This is a genomic window from Dyadobacter koreensis (genome assembly GCF_900108855.1).
GTDB classification, from domain to species: Bacteria; Bacteroidota; Bacteroidia; order Cytophagales; family Spirosomataceae; genus Dyadobacter; species Dyadobacter koreensis.
On record NZ_FNXY01000004.1, the window covers coordinates 177,836 to 198,747 of the forward strand.

The 20,912-nt window shown below is 41.7% G+C and carries 14 protein-coding genes; 9 read left to right on the top strand and 5 right to left on the bottom strand.

Going from position 1 to position 20,912, the window contains the following annotated elements; genetic code table 11:
- Positions 1-114: 114 nt before the first annotated feature.
- The 9 genes from gyrA to BMY70_RS13090 all read left to right on the top strand — a co-directional run bounded on the left by gyrA (position 115) and on the right by BMY70_RS13090 (position 13,332).
- Positions 115-2,745, top strand: a complete 2,631-nt coding sequence (gene gyrA / locus BMY70_RS13050; protein WP_090335645.1) for a DNA gyrase subunit A — start codon at positions 115-117, stop codon at positions 2,743-2,745.
- A 70-nt stretch (positions 2,746-2,815) separates the two neighbouring features.
- On the top strand, positions 2,816-4,246 hold the full coding sequence (locus BMY70_RS13055) for a tetratricopeptide repeat protein (RefSeq protein WP_090335646.1): 1,431 nt from the start codon (positions 2,816-2,818) through the stop codon (positions 4,244-4,246).
- 376 nt (positions 4,247-4,622) lie between these two features.
- Positions 4,623-5,312, top strand: coding sequence for a response regulator transcription factor (locus tag BMY70_RS13060; RefSeq protein WP_090335647.1), 690 nt, complete (start codon positions 4,623-4,625; stop codon positions 5,310-5,312).
- Positions 5,313-5,315: 3 nt separating this feature from the next.
- Positions 5,316-6,056, top strand: coding sequence for a carbon-nitrogen hydrolase family protein (locus tag BMY70_RS13065; RefSeq protein ID WP_090335648.1), 741 nt, complete (start codon positions 5,316-5,318; stop codon positions 6,054-6,056).
- 3 nt (positions 6,057-6,059) lie between these two features.
- Positions 6,060-7,427, top strand: coding sequence for a HAMP domain-containing sensor histidine kinase (locus BMY70_RS13070; RefSeq protein ID WP_090335649.1), 1,368 nt, complete (start codon positions 6,060-6,062; stop codon positions 7,425-7,427).
- Positions 7,428-7,589: 162 nt separating this feature from the next.
- Positions 7,590-8,849 carry a TolC family protein gene (locus BMY70_RS13075; protein ID WP_090335650.1) on the top strand — a complete coding sequence of 420 codons (1,260 nt, stop codon included), beginning with the start codon at positions 7,590-7,592 and terminating at the stop codon, positions 8,847-8,849.
- 4 nt (positions 8,850-8,853) lie between these two features.
- A complete protein-coding gene (locus BMY70_RS13080; RefSeq protein WP_090336462.1) occupies positions 8,854-9,864 on the top strand; it encodes an efflux RND transporter periplasmic adaptor subunit in 1,011 nt (336 codons plus the stop codon).
- A gap of 18 nt (positions 9,865-9,882) precedes the next feature.
- Complete coding sequence (locus BMY70_RS13085) at positions 9,883-10,185, top strand: DUF190 domain-containing protein (protein WP_090335651.1); 303 nt, start codon at positions 9,883-9,885, stop codon at positions 10,183-10,185.
- Positions 10,186-13,332, top strand: a complete 3,147-nt coding sequence (locus BMY70_RS13090) for an efflux RND transporter permease subunit (protein ID WP_090335652.1) — start codon at positions 10,186-10,188, stop codon at positions 13,330-13,332.
- 77 nt (positions 13,333-13,409) lie between these two features.
- On the opposite strand, the gene BMY70_RS13095 is transcribed toward BMY70_RS13090, so the two are convergent.
- From BMY70_RS13095 to BMY70_RS13115, 5 genes are all read right to left on the bottom strand, one after another.
- The gene (locus tag BMY70_RS13095) at positions 13,410-14,300 is read right to left on the bottom strand and encodes a hydroxypyruvate isomerase family protein (RefSeq protein ID WP_090335653.1); all 891 of its coding nucleotides are present in this window, start codon (positions 14,298-14,300) and stop codon (positions 13,410-13,412) included.
- 20 nt (positions 14,301-14,320) lie between these two features.
- The gene (locus BMY70_RS13100; RefSeq protein WP_090335654.1) at positions 14,321-15,217 is read right to left on the bottom strand and encodes a hydroxypyruvate isomerase family protein; all 897 of its coding nucleotides are present in this window, start codon (positions 15,215-15,217) and stop codon (positions 14,321-14,323) included.
- Positions 15,218-15,252: 35 nt separating this feature from the next.
- Positions 15,253-16,161 carry a ThuA domain-containing protein gene (locus BMY70_RS13105; protein ID WP_090335655.1) on the bottom strand — a complete coding sequence of 303 codons (909 nt, stop codon included), beginning with the start codon at positions 16,159-16,161 and terminating at the stop codon, positions 15,253-15,255.
- A gap of 134 nt (positions 16,162-16,295) precedes the next feature.
- On the bottom strand, positions 16,296-18,989 hold the full coding sequence (locus BMY70_RS13110) for a PQQ-dependent sugar dehydrogenase (RefSeq protein WP_090335656.1): 2,694 nt from the start codon (positions 18,987-18,989) through the stop codon (positions 16,296-16,298).
- Between the two features lie 385 nt (positions 18,990-19,374).
- Positions 19,375-20,883 carry a RagB/SusD family nutrient uptake outer membrane protein gene (locus BMY70_RS13115; protein ID WP_090335657.1) on the bottom strand — a complete coding sequence of 503 codons (1,509 nt, stop codon included), beginning with the start codon at positions 20,881-20,883 and terminating at the stop codon, positions 19,375-19,377.
- Positions 20,884-20,912 lie beyond the last annotated feature (29 nt).

Genomic DNA, 20,912 nt, shown 5'->3' on the forward strand with positions numbered 1-20,912 from the left:
GCCTAAAAATAGCGAAATTTGACTTTTTGGTAGTTACGGCATTGTAATAATCCAGTGAGTATTTGTATAAAATCAATCTCTCATTTTAAATTTTTGATTCTTTTCTAATTCTTTATGGCAGAATCTTCAGGTGAAAACATTATCCCCATTAATATTGAGGATGAAATGCGAGGAGCATACATCGATTACTCGATGTCAGTTATTATTTCCCGCGCTTTACCCGACGTTCGCGATGGTTTGAAACCGGTGCACAGACGCGTGTTGTATGGTATGTCTGATTTGGGTGTTAACTATAATAAATCCCATAAAAAATCAGCTCGTATAGTAGGGGAGGTTTTAGGTAAGTATCACCCGCACGGTGATGCTTCGGTATATAACACAATGGTTCGTATGGCTCAGCCATGGTCTTTGCGTTATATGCTGGTGGACGGACAAGGAAACTTTGGATCGGTTGATGGTGATTCACCAGCAGCGATGCGTTATACAGAAGCGAGACTTAAACGTCTGGCCGATGAGTTGTTAAATGATCTGGGTAAGGACACAGTTGACTTTCAGCCTAACTTTGATGATTCGCTCGAGGAACCGACAGTTCTTCCTGCTAAATTCCCAAACTTACTTGTAAACGGTTCCTCAGGTATTGCCGTTGGTATGGCCACCAATATGGCGCCGCACAACTTGTCCGAAGTTGTGGATGGCGTAATGGCGTATATCGATAATAATGATATTACGATTCCAGAATTGATGCAACACGTTAAAGCGCCGGATTTTCCGACAGGTGGTATCATCTACGGTTATCAGGGTGTTCGTGCGGCAATGGAAACTGGCCGCGGACGAATTATTGTTCGCGCGAAAGCATCTTTTGATGTTACAAAAACAGGACGTGAACAAATAATTGTGACCGAAATTCCTTACATGACTAATAAAGCGGCCATGATTGAAGGAATTGCAGGTTTGATCAATAATAAAAAACTGGATGGTATTTCGGATATCCGTGATGAGTCAGATAGAGACGGGATGCGTATCGTTTTTGATCTGAAAAAAGATGCGATTCCAAATATCGTTCTTAATCACTTATATAAATATACTCCGCTTCAATCTTCATTCAGTGTAAACAACGTGGCGCTCGTTAAAGGCCGTCCGGTGATGTTGAACCTGAAAGATCTGATCAAGCATTTTATCGATCACCGTATCATCGTTATCACACGACGTACGGAATACGAATTACGCGAAGCAGAAAAAAGAGCGCATATTTTACAAGGTTTGATTATCGCTCTTGATAACCTTGATGCAGTAATTGCGTTGATCCGCAGTGCACGTGATCCTGAGATTGCGAAAAATGGTTTGATGGAGAACTTTGCGCTGAGCGAGATTCAGGCAAAAGCGATTCTTGAACTTCGTCTGCAAAGGTTGACAGGTCTTGAAAGAGACAAAATTGTTAAGGAATATGATGAGATCATGCTTGTGATCGCTGACTTAAAAGATATTCTTGCAAACGAATACCGCAAGTATGATATAATTAAGACTGAGCTTGGAGATATCAAAGACCGTTACGGTGACGAGCGTCGTACGCAGATTGAATTTGCCGCAGAAGAATTCAGCGACGAGGATATGATTCCTGATGAAGAAATGCTTATTACCATTTCTCATGAAGGTTATATTAAACGTACCCCGTTGGCTGAGTATCGCACGCAGACAAGGGGTGGGGTAGGTTCGCGCGGAGTGAAAACCAAGGACACCGACTTTACTGAGCATTTGTTCTCAGCGACGATGCTTAATTATCTGCTCATCTTTACCGAATATGGTAAGTTGTTCTGGATGAAAGTATATGAAGTGCCGGAAGGAAGCAAAACTTCGAAGGGACGGCCGATCCAGAATTTAATCAGTCTCGAAAACGGTGATTCGATCCGTTCCGTAATAAACGTTCGCACTTTGACAAATGAGGATTATATCAACAATAATTACCTCATTATGTGTACCGAGCAAGGAACGATCAAGAAAACTTTGCTGGAAGCATACTCTCGTCCACGTACGAACGGTATCATTGCGATCTCGATTAATGAAGGTGACCGTCTGTTAGATGTTGCTTTGACAAATGGAGACAACGATATAGTCATAGCTTCAAGTGCAGGACGCGCGGTTCGCTTCAACGAGAAAGGAGTGAGGCCAATGGGAAGAACGGCTGCCGGTGTTCGCGGTATAAATCTTAACGATCCGGCAAACAAAGTGATCGGTATGGTTTGTATTAACCGTGAAGATGCTCAACTGCTGGTAGTTTCTGAAAATGGATTTGGTAAACGTTCATTAATTGATAGTTACCGTGTGACAAATCGTGGAGGAAAAGGGGTTTCTACGATGAATGCGACGGATAAAGTCGGAAAACTTGTTGCCATTCGTGAAGTGACGGAGCAGGATGATTTAATGATCATCACCAGAAACGGCATCGCTATTCGTATGAGCGTTCTGGATATTCGCCAGGCCGGTCGTAACACACAAGGTGTTAAACTGATCCGCTTGAACAATTCTGATGAAATTACTTCGGTAACCCGAATCCTGAAAGATCCGGATGAAAAAGCAGAAGAATTTGACGAAGACGGAAACGTGATCATCAACGAAGCAACTGACTCGCTGATCATTAAAGGCGATGACGCAGAAGTCATAGAAGATGAAATTGCTGATGCAATCGAAAGTGAGGATGATGAAGACGAAGATGTTGAAAACGACGATTCTGACGCGCCAGAGGCATGATTTTTGTAATAATCAGCGTAATTATTAATATTTGTATTTAGTAATGTTCATTCACAACCAATCGAGATCTATGAAAAAAATGTTTTTTGTTTCTGCACTTGGCCTTATTAGCTTTTCTGCTTTTTCGCAGGATGCTGTTAACAAGGCTATGGTAGATCAACTCCGTAAGGATAAAGAAAAAAGCGATAAAGGGGTATCGGATCCCAAAGCGAGTGCAAAAGCAAGTTTTTGGATGGATCGGGCAACCACATATTCTTCCATAGCGTCACAAAGTTCTGAATTGGATTCAAGTGCTGCCAAGACTGCTTTTGAATCATATAAAAAAGCTGCTGAACTTGATCCTAAGAAAGCAAAAGATGCTCAGAAGTTTTTAACCGGCGAAGATCCTTCTTTGTTTAACGCTTTTGTAAGACAGGGAGCAGAAAAATATCAAAACAAAAATCTTGCAGGTGCTTTGGAAATGTTCCAGATGGCGCAGCAGGTTAACGCGAAAGATACATTGGCAAGTTTGTATGGCGGTATTGCTGCTCAGCAGATTGACAAAAAAGAAGAAGCGAAAACACAGTTCGAAAAATATGCTGAAAACGGCGGAAAAGATCCTAGCGTATTCTACGGACTCGCTCAGCTATACCGTGCAGAAAACAATTTTGATAAAGCTGTAGCAACTTTGAATAAAGGTCTGGAGCGTTCTCCAAATAACAAAGACCTTAAATCTGAGGTTGTTAATATTTTATTAGCTTCTGGTAAAGAAGATCAGGCGATTGCTGAATTAACTAACCTTACGAAATCTGATCCTACAAACGTTCAGAATATCGTAAACCTTGGTATTCTTTATGATAACATGAACACCAAATTGGGTACAAAGATTAAAGAAATTCAGGGTAAAATCGGTGGTGGAGCTAGCAAGACAGCTGATTTGACTAAAAAGCTTGAAGCAGAAAAAGGAAAGATTGAAATTTACGACGGAGAAATCAAACGTATCAGCGGCTTGATCAAAAAAGCGCCGAAACCTGATTTGAAACGTCAGTTGGCTGATGTAACTGCTAAGAAAAAAGAATCAACTGATGCAATCGTTGCAATTCAGGGTGAGATCAAAGCAGCGGAAGAAGCTTCCAAAGGAAACGACAATGCGGCTCTTGAAAAAGAACTTGCTGATTTGAAAGCAAAAAAGACAACTGCTAACAACGAAGCGATTACCGCATATAAGAAAGTTTTGGAAATCGATGCAGCAAACTACGATGCGTTGTATAATCTTGGCGTTTTTTACTTCAACGAAGCTGTTGAGCTGAAACGTGAAGTGGACAACATGAGCATGACTGACTACCAGGCAAAAGGCAAAGAAGTTGAAGGCCGTGTTTGCGGACGTTTCAAAAAAGCGAAACCATATTTCGAAAAAGCAATCCAGGTAAAAGACGAAGCTGAAGCAAAGGAAAACCTTGCAACAGTTAATAACGTTCTTGAACAATTTGCTGGAAAACAGGTTGCTTGTACAGAAGAATAAAAAGTAATACCAATAAGGAAAAGAAGATACTATTTAAATAGTATCTTCTTTTTTGTCAGATAATCTATTTAACATAATATAAATTATACAACAATTATCTGTCTAAAATTATGCGGACATTGGCTTCGACATTTGTCTGAACCGATCAGTAGTTCAGCATACATTATTCATCAAAACCTAAGCGCTATTGAAAACGGTAATATAATGTGTAATATGTTGGAAATGAAATATTTGAAAGTGATTTCAGAGGTGATATTTTTTGAGGTTTGAAATCAAATATTGAACGAAAAGTTTCTCAACGCGTGAATTTGGAGGGTTAAGCTGCTTTTTAAGAAGAAATGATTGTAATTTAGCGGAAAGTTATCAAGTGCTTCGAATGAATATCCTGGTTATTGAAGATGAAGAAAGACTTGCAGTTCTGGTTAAACAAGGATTGGAAGAAAATGGCTACGCAACTACCCTTGCCTTCGATGGTTTAACTGGTAAGTACCTTGCTTTGCAAAATGATTATGATCTGATTATCATGGACATAATTCTTCCAAATATTAATGGTATTGATTTGTGCAAAGAAGTTCGCGCTGTTAAACCTGATATACCCATTCTTATGTTAACTGCACTTGGAACGACGAATGACAAAGTTGAAGCGTTTGACGCAGGTGCCGATGACTATCTCGTTAAGCCATTTGACTTTCGGGAACTCCATGTTAGACTACGCGCATTGACGAAACGTAGCGCTGTTAATTCCAAACGTCAGGATTATATTTTGAAATATGCAGACCTTGAACTGAATGATCAGACAAAAATTGTAAAACGTTCGGGCATTGAGATTGTTCTGACTCCTAAGGAATTCAAGTTGTTGGAATACATGATGCAGAATAGTGAGCGCGTATTGTCAAGAACGGAAATTGCCGATAAGGTTTGGGATACTCATTTTGATACGGGAACCAATTTTATCGATGTCTATATAAATTATCTCAGAAAAAAAGTTGACAAGAATTTTGAACAAAAATTGATCCACACCAAAGCCGGTATGGGCTTCATACTTAGACACGGAGAACTTAATTGAACCATGATTATTGCTGCTGCACAAACCATTCCGGCAAAACAAAACATTTCTCAAAATCTGGCCGATCATTATAGGTTAGTAAATCTTGCAGCGGATCATGGAGCTCAACTGGTTGTGTTCCCGGAGATGTCTTTGACTGGGTACGAGCGCGAGCTGGCCGCTGATCTTGCCTTTTTGGAGAACGATAAAAGATTAGATCAACTTCGAAAATTGGCGAATGAAAGGAACATCGTTATTTTGGCGGGAGCTCCTATCCTTCTCAAATCAGGTTTGCATATTGGAATGTTCATTCTTGAACCAAACAAGACAGAAACAATATATACCAAACAGTATCTTCATGATGGAGAAGAAATAGCGTTCGTTCCGGGAGAAGTAAATGATCTGGTTGTCGAGGTGGGGACCGAAATAGTTTCAACTGCAATCTGTGCCGACATAACAAATCCGGCTCATCCTGCGAGAGCTGCTTTGGCTCACAGCACACTTTACATTGCCAGTATTTTTTACACGCCAAATGGAATTGCTCAGGGATTAACTGATCTGGCGAAATATGCTAAAACATTCTCTATGAATGTGTTAATGTCTAATTTTGGAGGGGATTCGTATGGTTTTGCGTCGGGTGGAAAAAGTTCTTTCTGGCAAAGAAATGGTGATTTAATCTGCAGTTTGGATGGCACTGGCGAGGGATTGCTGATTGTAGAGCGGGAGGATTCTCAATGGAAATCCAAAGTATTACACACGAATTAGAAGATGAAAATAAGGAATAAATTAAGTATACTATTTACCATTTTAACTGCAACTATTCTTTTAGTTTTTGCAGGTTTGGTATACTATTCTGCCTATCAGAGCCGTGAAGATGAGTTCTTCAAGCGACTTCACCAGGAGACGGTTACGAAGGCTAATTTGTTTTTTGAGGCAAAGGTAGACGCCAGAACCTTACAGACGATTTATAAAAATAACAGCGAAACAATTAATGAAGTACAGGTCGCGATTTATGATACATCATTCAACTTACTGTATCACGATGCGGTTGACATTGACGAGGTAAAAGAAACAAAGCAGATGATCTCCCTTATAAATACGAAGAAATTTATTCGTTTTTATCAGGGAGACTGGCAGGTAGTTGGTCTTTTATTTCCTTACGAAGGCAGGCAGTATGTGCTTACTGCTTCGGCTTATGATCAATACGGATATAGTAAATTGCGACATCTGAGCCAGACCATCTGGAGTGTTTTTATCTGTTCAATCGTTTTAATTTATGCCGCCGGAAGATTTTTCTCGAAGCGGGCGTTGCTGCCGATGACAGAAATTGTGAACAAGGTGAAAAGTATCACGGCATCTAATCTTGATCTGCGATTGAAACAAGCCGAGGGCAAAGATGAAGTTTCCGAACTGGCCGACACCTTTAACCGGATGCTGGACCGTTTGGAAAACTCTTTTGACGCGCAAAAGCAGTTCGTTTCAAACATTTCTCATGAGGTAAGAACGCCTTTGGCTGTGCTGATTACTGAGTTGGAGCTATCGACGTATAAGGATCGGAGTGTAGAAGAATATAAAAAAGTCATCCGTAATACATTGATTGACGCTCGCCGTTTATCTAAACTTTCTGACAGTCTGCTGGATTTTGCAAAGGCAAGTTACGACCCGCAGGAAATAGGATTTAAGGAGGTTAGGATAGATGAGGTCTTACTTGATGCCAGGCAAAAAGTACAAAAGGAAAACCCTAACTATCTGATTGACATACACTACGAAAATGAGTTTGACATGGATAATGAAATTTCCGTAGTGGGGAATGAGTACTTATTAAATGTGGCATTTGCAAATTTGCTGGAGAACGGAGGGAAGTTCTCGGAAGAACCGAGGATGTTTGTTAGAATTAATTTTAAAAATGATAAAATTAATTTACTATTTTCTGATAACGGAATTGGTATATCAAAAAATGATTTAAAATTAATTTTTACTCCATTTTTTCGCGGAGATAATAAAAAATTTGCTGATGGCAATGGCGTTGGCCTCTCCCTCACGCAAAAGATTATCTCTCTTCACCAAGGCACTATTGATGTAAAATCAGATATTGGAAAAGGCACCACTTTTACCATTACTCTCCCCCACCTTTGATCTAAGTATAACGCTGATCAGCTTTCTCTCACTACTCTCCTACGCTGCTGGCGCCCTTTTCGGGTCTCTAATTTTTTTCTAATTTTTTTCTATGAGTTCTCTAACGATACTTCTTATATACTAAGTGCACCTTTGCTATCATCTTAGATTAATAAGAAGGCAATGCATTTTAAAATAATAATAATCACCGCCATCGTTACGACGTTTTGCATTTTTGGAAAGGCTTCCGCCCAGACAAAGTATAGTTTGCAGCAGGCGCTGCAAGCGGCAAAAACAAATAACCCGATTTTAAAAAGGGAACAGTTTAATGTAAATGTTGCTGAAACAGATATAGTTACGGCCTCTTTACGCCCTAATCCTGTTCTGAATAATCAGTCATTGCAGCTGATTAAAGCAACCAAATTCCCGGAGAATTCGAACTGGTCCAATCACTTGAACCGCCAGGTCTGGTGGCAGGTTACGAAGCCTTTTCAGATGCCTGAGTTGCGGAAAAACAAGATTGACTACGCAAATCAAAATGTAATTCTCAATCAAAAAGCTTACACAGAAACTGAACGGAATTTATTTCAGGATGTCGCAAGTAAATGGCTGGATGTCTGGTTTGCACGTAAACAGCTTGATATATTGAACATCGCCAAAAGTAACATTGATACCTTGGTGAATATCAATAAACTCCGTTTGAAAAATCAGGTGATCACGACTACGGATCTGGCAAGGACCGAGCTTCTGGCAAATCAGTACAGTGTTCAGATGAAATCGGCCGATCAAAACTATAAGAATGAAATCACTAATTTGAAATATTTGATCGGTGTTCAGGATGATGTTGCTGTCGATACGACTGATAATTTTCAGTTTGCATTTCCCGCAAATGCAGATGATTTGCTCCAACAAGCTTTACAATCAAGAAGTGATATCCAAACATTGAAGTCTACAATTGACGTGGCGAATGCTAATATCAAACTTCAAAAATCACTTGCGCTTCCTGTTCCCGAGCTTGGTGCCATTCTTAACCCGCAAAATGGCGTGCCTTATATGGGCGTTTACGGAACCATTGCGATTCCTGTTTTCTCAAGAAATCAGGGCGAAATTAAGAAATCACATGTCTTGAAACAGCAGGCTGAGCAGGATTTAGTTGCAACGCAATCATTGATTCAAAGTGAAATTTCAACGGCTTACAGCAGTTATGTCACGCAAAAACAGAACCTTCAAAATTTCAACGGCCTACTTGCTCAGTCACAAACGATTTTGAATAATGTCAAATATTCATATCTGCGTGGTGGGACTACGATTATTGATTTTTTAGAAGCTCAGAGAAGCTGGCTTGATACCCAACAACAGTACTACGAAACCTTGCAACTATACCGCCAGAGCTACATCAAACTCCTGTATGCGTCCGGAATCATTAATCAAATCGCCCAATAAGATCATGAAGAATTTAATTAAGTATGGCTGGCTTTTAGGAGTACTGCTTATCTCGTGTGAGAAAAAAGAAGAGAAAACGACCAAGGTTGAAAATAATGAACCAAAAATTTCAGAAAACGGTGCGAAAATTGATTTTCCGGAAGCAGGAAGTGCCAGGTTTTTTGAAACAGAAACTATTGGCAGCAGCGCTCTGACTGCCGATATATCCGCTCCCGCAACAGTTTCAGCGACAGTCGTAAAGTCAAATGAGGGCGCATCACAAAATATTGTTTTATTTCAAAATCCTGATCTGGCCGGTAGTTATACCCAGTTGATTCAACATCTGATTACAATTAATCAGATTCAGAATGTCAACATCAAACAACGGAAAATAGAACTTAGCCGGGTGCAGGATTTACAGCAGCACGGAGCCGCAACAGGTAAGGATCTTATGGACGCGCAGACAGCAATGTCAATGGAGCAAACCAATCTTTCGAATGAACGCGCAGCATTAATAGAACATGAAACCAAGCTTAAAGAAGGTGGATTTCAGGCAGAAATGCTTCGGAAGGCAAAGGCCGGAACGGCTTATATCACCTGTGACATTCCTGAAAACGATATCAGTAAAATAAAAAACGGCAGCCAGTGCACCGTACAGTTTACAGCCTTCCCCAACGAAAAGTTTATCGGGAAAATTGATGATGTCGCTGATATGGTAGACCCAACGACAAGAATGGTAAAACTTCGGGTCAGCATCAATAATACAGATGGAAAATTGAAAGCCGGAATGTTCGGGACTGTTGGCTTCGGTGTCAGCGAAGGACAAAACATAAGCGTTGACAAGGATGCCTTGATCACGATACAAGGTAAGAATTATGTATTTGTGAAAAATGGAGCGAAGGTTTTTCAACGTAAAGATGTGAACATCGGCAACCAGGTTGGAGATAGGATAATCGTTTTTTCAGGTCTGAATAACGGAGATTCTGTTGCAATTAAAGGCGTAATGCAGTTGAAAGGACTCTCGTTCGGCTATTAGTACCCTACCCCCGAAATTATGTTACAAGCACAAATATTTATCGGAAAAGATCAGTTTTTCCGCGAACAGCCGCTCTACGAATACATCATGCAACTGCTCATGAAACAAAAAATCAGAGGTGCGACTGTATTCATTGGAAGGCTGGGATATGATGAAAGCAAACATCTGAACCGGCCTTATGACTTATTCAGTTTCGATGAAACACCGATCCTTATTACGTTCATTGATGAAGAAGAACATGTCAAGTCAGCTTTAACGGTCCTGCGTAAGGAAGTCAAAAGCGGATTTATTATTACACATCAAGTAGACAAGTGGAATTAGATGATTAAGAACTTGCTTTTTTTTAGTTTGCGAAACAGATGGGTGGTTATTTCCATCAGTTTTGTATTGATGGGCATCGGATACTGGTGTTTTACCCAGCTCAAAATAGAAGCCTATCCGGATATTGCTGATACTAACGTCATCGTGATTGCCCAATATCCAGGCCGTGCAGCGGAGGAAGTTGAGCAACAAGTTACTGTACCCATTGAACGGGCACTGCAAAATACGCCAAACGTTTTGGACCGCAGAAGCCGTACGATTTTTGGACTTTCGGTAGTCCAGCTTACTTTCAAAGATGGAACGGACGATTATTTTGCAAGACAACAGGTTTTGGAAAGAGTGGCGGCTGCCGAATTGCCTGCGGGTGTCGCGCCGGAATTGGCCCCCCTATCCACTGCTGTCGGTGAAATCCTTCGTTATGTTGTTGAGGCACCACCAACTTTCAGCCCAACCCAATTACGTGATTTACAGGATTGGGTAATAAAACCCGCTCTTTTGCAAGTGCCTGGTATCGCTGATGTTACAACCTTTGGAGGTCCTTTGAAACAATTCCATATTCTCACCTCTCCTCAAAAGTTGGTGAAATATGGGTTGTCATTGCAGAATGTCATGGATGCTGTCAATGCCAATAACCAGAATACAGGGGGCAATATAATTTCCCGTGGCGGACAAGGTTTTGCAGTTCGTGGATTAGGAGCAATCAAAACAGAAACTGATATTCAGAATATTGTCTTGAAGTCCCAAAACGGCGTTCCTGTATTTCTTCGTGACGTTGCCACCGTTGAAATCACGCCGCCGCCTCCAAGCGGAGTAATGGGCTATACCATTACAAAAGATAGTGTCGATGTCTGCGGTGGTGTTGAAGGAATTATCTTGCTTCGTCGGTATGAAAACCCAAGCGAAGTACTGAAAGTTTTGAAACAACGCATGGCTGATTTACAAGGCAGCGAATTGCCGGAAGGAGTCAGATTACGCCCGCTCTACGATAGAAGTTTCCTTATTGATCATTCTCTTGAAACGGTTGCACATACGCTTTTTGAAGGAATTTCAATTGTAATCATTCTCTTGATTTTCTTTCTGGGAAGTGTGAGAAGTGCACTTGTGGTCGCACTTACCATACCATTTTCTTTATTGTTTGCTTTCATTTTAATGCGGCTGACAGGTATTCCGGCGAACCTTCTTTCTCTTGGAGCGATTGATTTCGGTATCATAGTCGATGGCGCCTGCGTGATGGCGGAACATCTGATACGGAAATACCGAACGGCAACAGTTGAGGAGAAACAGCAAGGCATTGTCAAGATCACACTGCTTGCTGCTCAGGAAGTTGGACGTGAGATTTTTTTCTCAGTTACCATCATCATTTTAGCTTACATGCCAATTTTGCTGATGACCCGCGTTGAAGGAAAATTATTCTCACCCATGGCTTTGACGCTTGCTTTTGCTGTAATTGGCTCCATGTTATCGGCGTTAACTTTTATACCGGTGTTAATTTCTTTCGCTTACAGGAAACAAATAGCCAATCCAGACAAGCCAATGAAGGAACACAAGAATTTTATTCTTGATGGCCTTACCAGATTGTACGCAAAAACAGTCACTAGATTTTTGATACATTACAAATCGACAGTTGTCGCCGGTTTTGCAGTAGTAATGGTTCTGGTTTTATGCGGAGCCAAACTAGGCTCAGAATTTTTGCCAACACTTGATGAGGGATCTATCTTTTTAAGGGGGAATTTTCCGGCCGGTATTACTATTCAGGAAAATGCGAGTTATGCGCCAAAGATCAGAAGTATCATTGCAAAATATCCCCAGATATCATTTGTAATTACACAGTCTGGCAGGAACGATGATGGGACGGATCCATTTCCTGCAAACAGAAATGAAATTCTGATTGGGTTGAAGGATTACGATCTATGGGCAAAGACGATCACTAAGAAAGAGCTGGTTGATAAGATCAAAAAAGATTTGCAGGCGCAATTGCCATCTGTGGCATTTTCATCCGGACAGCCGATTATTGACCAGGTTATGGAAATTGTCACGGGAAGCGCCGCCGACCTGGCTATATCCATTGTTGGCGATGACCTCACAATGATGCGCCAAAAAGCGGATAGCATCGCTGCGATCGTGAAACAGACATCTGGTGCAGAAAACGTAAATATCGAACAGGAAGGTCCGCAAGATCAGCTGGCAATTAATATTAATCGTCAAAATGCTGCACGGTTCGGGATCAACGTGGCCGATATTCAGAATATGATTGAGGCGGCAATTGGAGGGAAAACCATTTCAACGCTGTATGACGGAACGAAACGCTACGATATTGTTGTCCGTTTCCTCCCCGAATACCGAAACTCAATCGATGCGATAAAGAACCTGCAAATTCCTTCGTTAACGGGAGCTCTTATACCGATGAACCAATTGGCGGATATTCACTTTATAGAAGGTCAGACTAATATTTACCGTTACGGCAGCAAACGAATGGTTACGGTCAGAACAAATATCCGTGGCCGGGATCAGGGTGGATTTGTGGCTGAACTGCAGAAGAAACTGGATGCAAAGGTGCACGTGCCGAAAGGTTATAGTATAATTTACGGAGGTCAGTATGAAAATCTTGAACGTGCCGGAAAACAGTTGGCATTCACCATTCCACTGACCATTGTGATGGTATTTCTGTTCCTTTTCATGCTTTTCAAAAATTTATCACATACTATGGTAACTATGAGCTGTATACTTTTCGCACTCGGCGGGGGTATTGTTGCCTTGCTCATGCGTGGATACTACTTTAATGTTTCTGCCGGCGTTGGATTTGTGAGTATTTTTGGAATTTCTGTGATGGCCGGCGTTCTCCTGGTTTCAGCTTTAAACCGTGCCATTTTAAACACAGCAAATGACCTAAGAACTAACGTTTTGTCTGCGGCAACTGAGCAGCTGAGAGCATTGTTATCAATTCTTGTAGTAGCGATTATTGGTTTGGTGCCGGCCGCAATTTCATCGGGAATTGGATCAGATGTGCAACGGCCGTTATCGACCGTAATTATCGGAGGATTGACAAGTACTTTAATTTTTGCTCCAATATTATTGCCGCCACTATATCTATGGGCAGAAAAACGCAGAAAAATAAAACCTGTAACGGAGGAAGATAATCTGGATTAATGGATGTAAGTTGAAAAGAAGAGCCCCGTCTGTCGCGATTGCGCCATGACGGGGTTCAATATTTTATTGCCTGACTGTTATGCTATGTCGCAAATAGTTACACCTTGTCTTAAGGAAGCAATGTCATCTTTACGGCTCGGAATAAATTCCTGTGCAACGAAGCCTTTATAGCCCGTTTCAACAATTGCTTTCATAATCGCAGGATAATATAACTCCTGTGTTTCATCAATTTCATTCCGGCCGGGCACGCCGCCGGTATGGTAGTGTCCGATATACTTGTGATATTTTCTGATCGTCGCGATTACGTCACCTTCCATGATTTGCATATGGTAAATGTCGTAAAGTAATTTAAATTTTTCGGAACCGATCATTTCACAAAGTCCGGCACCCCACTCCGTCCGGTCACACATGTAATCCTTGTGATTAACTTTGCTGTTTAACAATTCCATGATCATCGTCACATTGTGTTTTTCGGCAGACGGCATAAGTCTTCTTAATCCTTCAGCGCAATTACGCATACCATCCACATCCGACATTCCGCGACGATTTCCTGAAAAACATATGACTGTTGTGTAACCGGCAGCTTGAAGTTTTGGAAAAATTTCTTCGTAGCTTTTTACTAATGCGTCATGATTTGCGGGATCGTTGAACCCTTTTTCAATACCCATTCCAGCGCCATTGGGTAAGGCACAAGTCAGACCATATTTTTTCAAGATCGGCCACTCCTCCGGTCCGAGCAGCTCAATTGATTTCAATCCAATTTTTTGACACTCCTGTGCAAACGTTTCAAGAGGGATTTTGGAATAACACCACTTACAAACGGAATGGTTTATTTTCCCCTTGAGTTCTGCTCCAAGTGCATTATCGGAAGCTGCAAAAACCTGGCTTACCGTAAGTGGCAACGTGGAAAGGCCTGCCCCTGCAACCAGTTTTTTCAGTGCTGAACGTCTGTTCGTAGTTGATTTCATAGATAATGTAAGGTAGTCGGTTATGCAATATCACAAATAGTCACACCTTGTTTAAGCGATGCGATATCATCTTTTCGGCTCGGCACAAATTCCTGTCCTACAAAACCTTTATAACCTGTCTCTGCAATAGCTTTCATAATAGCCGGATAATACAGCTCCTGTGTTTCGTCGATCTCATTCCTTCCCGGAACGCCCCCTGTATGGTAGTGGGCGATGTACTTGTGATATTTTTTTATAGTCGCAATAACATCTCCCTCCATGATCTGCATGTGGTAGATATCATAAAGCAATTTGAATTTTTCAGAACCCACCATCTCACATAATCCTGCTCCCCATGCTGTATGATCACACATATAGTCTTTGTGGTTCACCTTGCTGTTAAGCAATTCCATCACCAGCGTCACGTTGTGTTTTTCTGCAAGAGGCATCAGTTTACGTAACCCGATGGCGCAATTCATCATTCCATCCACGTCGCTCATTCCGCGTCTGTTTCCTGAAAAACAGATTATTTTATCATAACCGGCAGCCTGCACTCTCGGTATGATATCAGTAAACCCTTTGATCAGTTCCTCATGATTTTTTGGATCATTAAAACCTTTATCCAGACTCCGCGTCAGTCCTTCACCCCAGGGAAGTGCACAGGTAAGTCCGTGTTGCTTCAAAACAGGCCATTCTTCCGGACCGCAAAGCTCAATGGAAGTCAATCCGATTTTTTTAGCTTCCACAGCAAGCGTCTCCAATGGGATTTTGCTGTAACACCACCGACAAACCGAATGGTTGATTTTTCCATTCAATTTTGTCCCTAATGCTTTTTCGGAAGCGGCCATGACATTGGTTATGGACAATGGCAGGCTCAAAGCTCCTGCCCCGGCCACGATATTTTTAAGTGCGGTACGTCTGTTGGAGGTACGTTTCATTTAAATGGTATAATTGTGATTAATTATTCTCAAAATCAAGGCCTTGCGCTTCCTTTGGTTGCGGTTGGAAAATCTTTCGGTACTGGCTGCGTAACTTTCCCGGAAGCCACCCACTCAGTGCCGCGCTGCAATGTGGTAATGAAACCTACACATTTCTGCGAATAGTTTTCATGACCAAGTGTTGTGTGAAAAATTCTGCCCTTTCCATATTGTAAAGTCATCAGCATTGGTTCAATTCTTCCGGAACCTCGTTGTTCAACCGGACTGTAAGCCGTTGCCAAGACGGTGACGTTTTCTGCCGGTCCTCTCAATCGGTCATATAGTTCGTCTTTCTGGTGTAACCATTCAGCCGGTAAGCCTTTCATGATCGGATGGCTTGCGTCTCTTGTTGTGACGACAAATTCATGTTGGTGACCATGACTGCCACCAATACCTTTTGTCGTATCTTTTACCATTTTTCCTTTCGACTGGTCAAAATACAGATACGGACCAGATTTTTCATTTCTGCCTTCCCAGCCACCGATGCCGATCATTTTATTATATGCAAGCCATTTAGGAAAAGAATTATCAGCAGCATGTACAACGACAAGTCCGCCACCGTTTTTTACAAATTTTTCAAAAGCGATGTTAGTAGCTTCCGGCCATGAGTCGCCGTTATAATTTGACAGGACAACATCGTATTTAGTAAAGTCCGGTTTGAAACTTTCCATATTTTCACCTTTTTTAGGAGTTGTAGCGACATCGGCTATGAACATGCCGGTCTCTTCGAGAAATTTCTTCATCATCGAAGTTCCATCAGCCATATTTCTATGGTTGTTTTGTCCGTCGATAATCAGCACTTTATAAACCTTCCTTGGCACTACACCTGCCTGACCGGCAATCGATACTAAACACAGAGCAAGTGTGTAAGTTAAAAGAGAAAACAGATATTTTGTGATCTTCATGAAATAAAAAAAATAAGCCTGAATTGCATAAAACTCGGGCGGTGTACAATTCTACTATACAATCCCAAATTTTAATGCAATTCCGGCTATATGATTATTACTTTTTGTTTAAATAATACATTTGAAATGTATTATTATTTTCCACCTTTTTGTGTGGTTCCTTCTTTGTAAATTGGACTATTCTTGCTGCCGCCTGATTCCAGATATGCAATCAGATCTCTTAGTTCTTTTGGATTCAAACCATTTATCAATCCTGGCAGCATAATTGACACAGGTGAAATTTTCGTTGAAGCAACCTCCTTTTTGGCCACCTTACGAATTGTCTTCTGATCAAACGGATTTTGTGCAATGTAATAGAAATTCGCATCCTGATTCATTTCTCTTCCAAGCACAGATTCACCGCTTTTCAGCGTGTAAATTGTCGATGCATACTGATCAGAAATCGCTTTGTCCGGAGTAATGATAGCTTCAAGAACATCGCGGGTAGTAAACCTGTTTCCCAGCTGAGTCAGATCGGGTCCGATGTCGCTTCCCTCGCCCTGCATCGTGTGACATCTGCTGCAAAGTACTGCGGAGAATATTTTTTTTCCGGTTTCGAAATCAGCCCCGGCCAAACTATCCTGAACAAGGCTTACAGCATTATCAACTTTCCAGCTACGTCCGGGACCCTTGGGCGTGTAGTCGATTGCCAGATCGTTACCGTTTAACGTAAGTTTTTCAGCCCCGGATAACTTATTGTAATATGCCAGTTTATCTTTTGGAACATTTGCCAGCGCAAACTGTCTCGCTTTTTCAATAAACCCAATATAACTTCTTCCTCCCTGATAACTGAATGCTTTGTCATACCATTTGAAATAAGTGTCCCGCAGCTGCGGAGTCCATCCCGTTTTTGCAGTACTCAAAACGAATGCATAAAAGGTCTGCTGTTTTGGCGGCATTTTTTCAAGCATCCCTGCAATGTCAAGACCATATTGAGGATTACGAAGAATCAGATCCGAAGAAGCCGTGGCAGTTTCATTATCCTTGTCGTCGAAAAACTCGTTTTTTGTAAGTAATGTCAAGGTTCTTTCAACTGCTCCGGGAGCTTCAAGGAAAACAAGCAGCTTACTGTAAAGACGGTTGCTCAACGCAGAAGTTGACGGATAATGTGGGCTGAGATAGTTGGTCACCTGAGTTTTTATTGGCCCTTCAAGTACACCATAACGGAAAAACGTAACTTCAAACGTACGGAGCAAATCCCGCTGTCTGGATTCCGAAAGTTTTTTTAAGTCTATCGAAGTAAGTGCTTTCAGCAAAGGCTCTTTGATACTCTTGTCGCCCTGACGTGCCAATGCCAGAAGTGCATAAATTTTCGTATCAGGATTTTTTTCATTAAGCGCTTTGTCTTTCCATTCAGCAACGGGCTGATGCTCTACAGCCAAACGTGCTGCGTAGCTTACAGACCTGTCAGCATGGGCAAGATTAGGCCATGCTGCATTTACAGCCTTCGGGTTTACGCCAAGGTGGTATTGTTCCAAATCCGTCCGAAGTTTATGTTCTGGTGTTAAGGTTACCGAGGCTACATTGGATCCCGCTTTAAGACTTTTGTAGTCTTTGTAGTACACACGGTAAAGATCTGATTCAAGACGGCGGCCGCCTGTAAGGAAATAGAGCGCTCCGTCAGGTCCGATCACCCCGTCGGTCAAAGGTAGCGGTGAGCCGGAAAGAAACTCTTCATGATCCGCCGTGTAGGTAGCACCGGATGGTTTCAGGTGAAGTCCGTGCATAATACCAAAACTCCAGTCGAAAGCTAAAAGAGTATTTTTATATTTTTCTGGAAAAAGAGCATCCTTAAGATAGATAAGATTTGTTGGAGATCCCTGGCCGATATTCATTACCGGAGCAACGTTATCAGGAAATGAAGGTGCCCACTTCGCGTCCCCAGTTCTCCATCCAAACTCACTCGCGCTGGTGGCGTGGCATACGCGTGTAGGTCTGTACCATGGTGTTCCAAAATCCCACTCCATGTCAGAGTCGTATGTGAACATGTCGCCTGCTTCATTAAATGCGATGTCGAACGGATTCCTGAAACCGGCACTGACCAGCTCCCAGTTTTTTCCTTCCGGATCTGTATGCGCTATCCATCCGCCTGGTGCCATCCGGTCATTCGCGTGACCTCTGGGATCCTTGATAAAAGGAAAAAGATTATCATTTGTCCAGTTTTTTGGAAGGCGGTAAGAGTCCATCTCAGGCAGATCCGTATGATTTCCCGCTACAACATAAAGAGATTTTTTATCCGGCGAAAGCTGGACGCTGTGCGGCCCATGCTCTCCTTCTCCTTTCATTGCTTTCAGCAGCGTGATTTTGTCATACTGATCATTGTTGTTTGTATCCTGCAACCGGTAAAGTCCGCTCGCTTTTTGGAATTTAGCGTTTTCACGATTGTTTATCACCACATACAAACTATTGAACGCATACAACAATCCATGTGCAAAGCCCATTGCTATCTTTGAAGTATCACCTTCTATTTTGAGAGCTTCGATTTTCGGCTTTTCGGTAGAGCCGATCGGAGGCAAAGCAACGCGGAACAAGCTGCCGTATTGATCGGATGCAATGAGTCTGCCTTTATCGTCAAAGGCCATCGAGACCCAGGAGCCGTTCTGTTCTTCCGAAGGGCTAAACAAATGTTCCGCAACAAAGCCATCAGCCAGTTTTAATTTGTCGACTTTGGATCCCGGCGGTCTGGATTTAGCAGATCGATTACTTACCAGAACTCCGCAAAAAACAGCCACGGCGATGAGTACCGCAAGCGTCATTGGAAGTCTGGACCATTGTTTTTTTGTGTACATTTTACAGCTCAGAGTTTAAGTAATTGTAAATTTTAAAATATGATGAATAAGAATTGGCTCAGAATTAGGACTTAAATAAAGCAAATTAAAACTTAGAAAAATCTGATTTTGCAATTATAAAAGGAATCTCTGATCTCACCATCCTGTTCTGTCGGGTAATGTTAAAATTTAAGCAAATTCTAACTGCTTATTGACAGTACGGTATTTTTTATTTGAATGATAAGGTGTATAAATTTATATAGTTTTATAAATATAAAAAGTATAAAAAGTTAAAATAGTATAGAGTTTTTTATAGATATAACTAATATAAAAAGTGTAGTAAGAAAGTACTTACTACACTTTTTATATTAGTTAATATTTAAGATAATTTTTCGCGTCTAATGATCTAGAAATGAGGCGTAAGTGCAGCTTCGTCGGCTGGTAAACCATAATAGTCATCAAGAATCGTGAACGCATTACTCGGAGCCGCAGAACCTTTCGGAAAATAGTAAGCTGCCGGATTTGCCTTAATACGTGCTCCATAAGGTTCAATGATCTCCTTCACCCGACCTGTACGGGTCAAATCGAACCATCGTTTATTTTCAAACGCAAGTTCAACCCGCCTTTCTTTAAAAATGGCTTCTCGCATTGTTGCCTGAGACGAGGCTGTTGTTGCCGACAAACCAGCACGCGCCCGAACCTGATTCAGATAAGTCGCGGCTTCGGCTGGTTTATTTTGCTCATTGAGAGATTCTGCCAGAAAAAGCAAAACTTCTGCATAACGATAGACAGGCCAGTTTTGCCCGGTATTACCATGCTGCGTATGTATCCTGGCATATTTTTTAATGTAAGGATACGTTTTATTTTCCGCCAGACTTCCACTTAATGTCACGTAACCGATGTTCACATCTTTCCGTTTATCCCCTGTTTCGAAAGCAGCAATGATATCCGGAGTCGGAATGTTGTTACTTTCCTGAGACGTAGGCTGCGTGTTGGTGGTCCCTGTAATCGGTTTTAATTCTTCAATGGTAATGGGTGAAGGAATAAAGCTGTAAATCACACCTCCGTTATACCCGTCTGAACCTTCTCTGTATTGAACCTCGAAAACGGACTCTGCGTTATTTTTGTTCGTCGCCGTGAATGAAAACGCATTATCATAATCCGGCATCAAACTATATCCGTCGTTTTTCACTACATCCTCCATTAAGGCCTGAACCTGCGCCCATTTCTTTTGCGTTAAATAAAGGTTTGCCAGTAACGTTTTTGCCGCACCTGAAGTAGCGCGTCCCGGTTCTTGTTTTGCTTTATTTAAAAGCAGCTTACTTGCTTCCAGCGCGTCTTTTTCTATCTGAGCATATAGTTGCTCTGTTGTTGATAAAGGCAAGGCTGCATCCTCTCTGCCCTTTACGGGTTCTAAATGCAGGGGCACTTTTCCGAAAAGTCGTACCAGATCAAAATACGCAAGAGCTCTTAAAAACAAAGCCTGCCCTTTCAGGTTATTCTTTGAATCTGCGGAAAATTCGACTGCGTCGATTGAAGAAAGTACTTGATTGGCACGAGCAATGATCTGGTAATTCAAACGGTACTGATTCAAGACGTTACCGTTGGCTGTTACTCCATTCGCCGTTGGCACGGCAAAGTTGGCAACGTTTTCAGTAGCATCAACGGCGCCGTATAACGTATTACGTGCATAGTAAGAGTTGTCTGAATGCATCTCTTCCAAGACCCAGGCAGGACCATTATAGATGCTGCGAAGAGGCACGTAAGCTCCGTTCACAGCTTGTTGGAAATCGGACTCAGTTACAAAGAAGGTTGCCGAACTAAGTTGGGTTTCCGGAACCACAGTAAGGAAATTTTCCTGGCAGCCGGTAAGGCTCATTGCCAGAAGCCAGGCCGTTATATATTTTGCTTTCATGTCTTATTTTACTTTAAGATAGAATTTGA

Coding starts and splice junctions, on each gene's coding strand:
- gyrA (WP_090335645.1), top strand. CDS start 115: ATGGCAGAATCTTCAGGTGAAAACATTATCCCCATTAATATTGAGGAT.
- BMY70_RS13055 (WP_090335646.1), top strand. CDS start 2,816: ATGAAAAAAATGTTTTTTGTTTCTGCACTTGGCCTTATTAGCTTTTCT.
- BMY70_RS13060 (WP_090335647.1), top strand. CDS start 4,623: ATGAATATCCTGGTTATTGAAGATGAAGAAAGACTTGCAGTTCTGGTT.
- BMY70_RS13065 (WP_090335648.1), top strand. CDS start 5,316: ATGATTATTGCTGCTGCACAAACCATTCCGGCAAAACAAAACATTTCT.
- BMY70_RS13070 (WP_090335649.1), top strand. CDS start 6,060: ATGAAAATAAGGAATAAATTAAGTATACTATTTACCATTTTAACTGCA.
- BMY70_RS13075 (WP_090335650.1), top strand. CDS start 7,590: ATGCATTTTAAAATAATAATAATCACCGCCATCGTTACGACGTTTTGC.
- BMY70_RS13080 (WP_090336462.1), top strand. CDS start 8,854: ATGAAGAATTTAATTAAGTATGGCTGGCTTTTAGGAGTACTGCTTATC.
- BMY70_RS13085 (WP_090335651.1), top strand. CDS start 9,883: ATGTTACAAGCACAAATATTTATCGGAAAAGATCAGTTTTTCCGCGAA.
- BMY70_RS13090 (WP_090335652.1), top strand. CDS start 10,186: ATGATTAAGAACTTGCTTTTTTTTAGTTTGCGAAACAGATGGGTGGTT.
- BMY70_RS13095 (WP_090335653.1), bottom strand. CDS start 14,300: ATGAAATCAACTACGAACAGACGTTCAGCACTGAAAAAACTGGTTGCA.
- BMY70_RS13100 (WP_090335654.1), bottom strand. CDS start 15,217: ATGAAACGTACCTCCAACAGACGTACCGCACTTAAAAATATCGTGGCC.
- BMY70_RS13105 (WP_090335655.1), bottom strand. CDS start 16,161: ATGAAGATCACAAAATATCTGTTTTCTCTTTTAACTTACACACTTGCT.
- BMY70_RS13110 (WP_090335656.1), bottom strand. CDS start 18,989: ATGTACACAAAAAAACAATGGTCCAGACTTCCAATGACGCTTGCGGTA.
- BMY70_RS13115 (WP_090335657.1), bottom strand. CDS start 20,883: ATGAAAGCAAAATATATAACGGCCTGGCTTCTGGCAATGAGCCTTACC.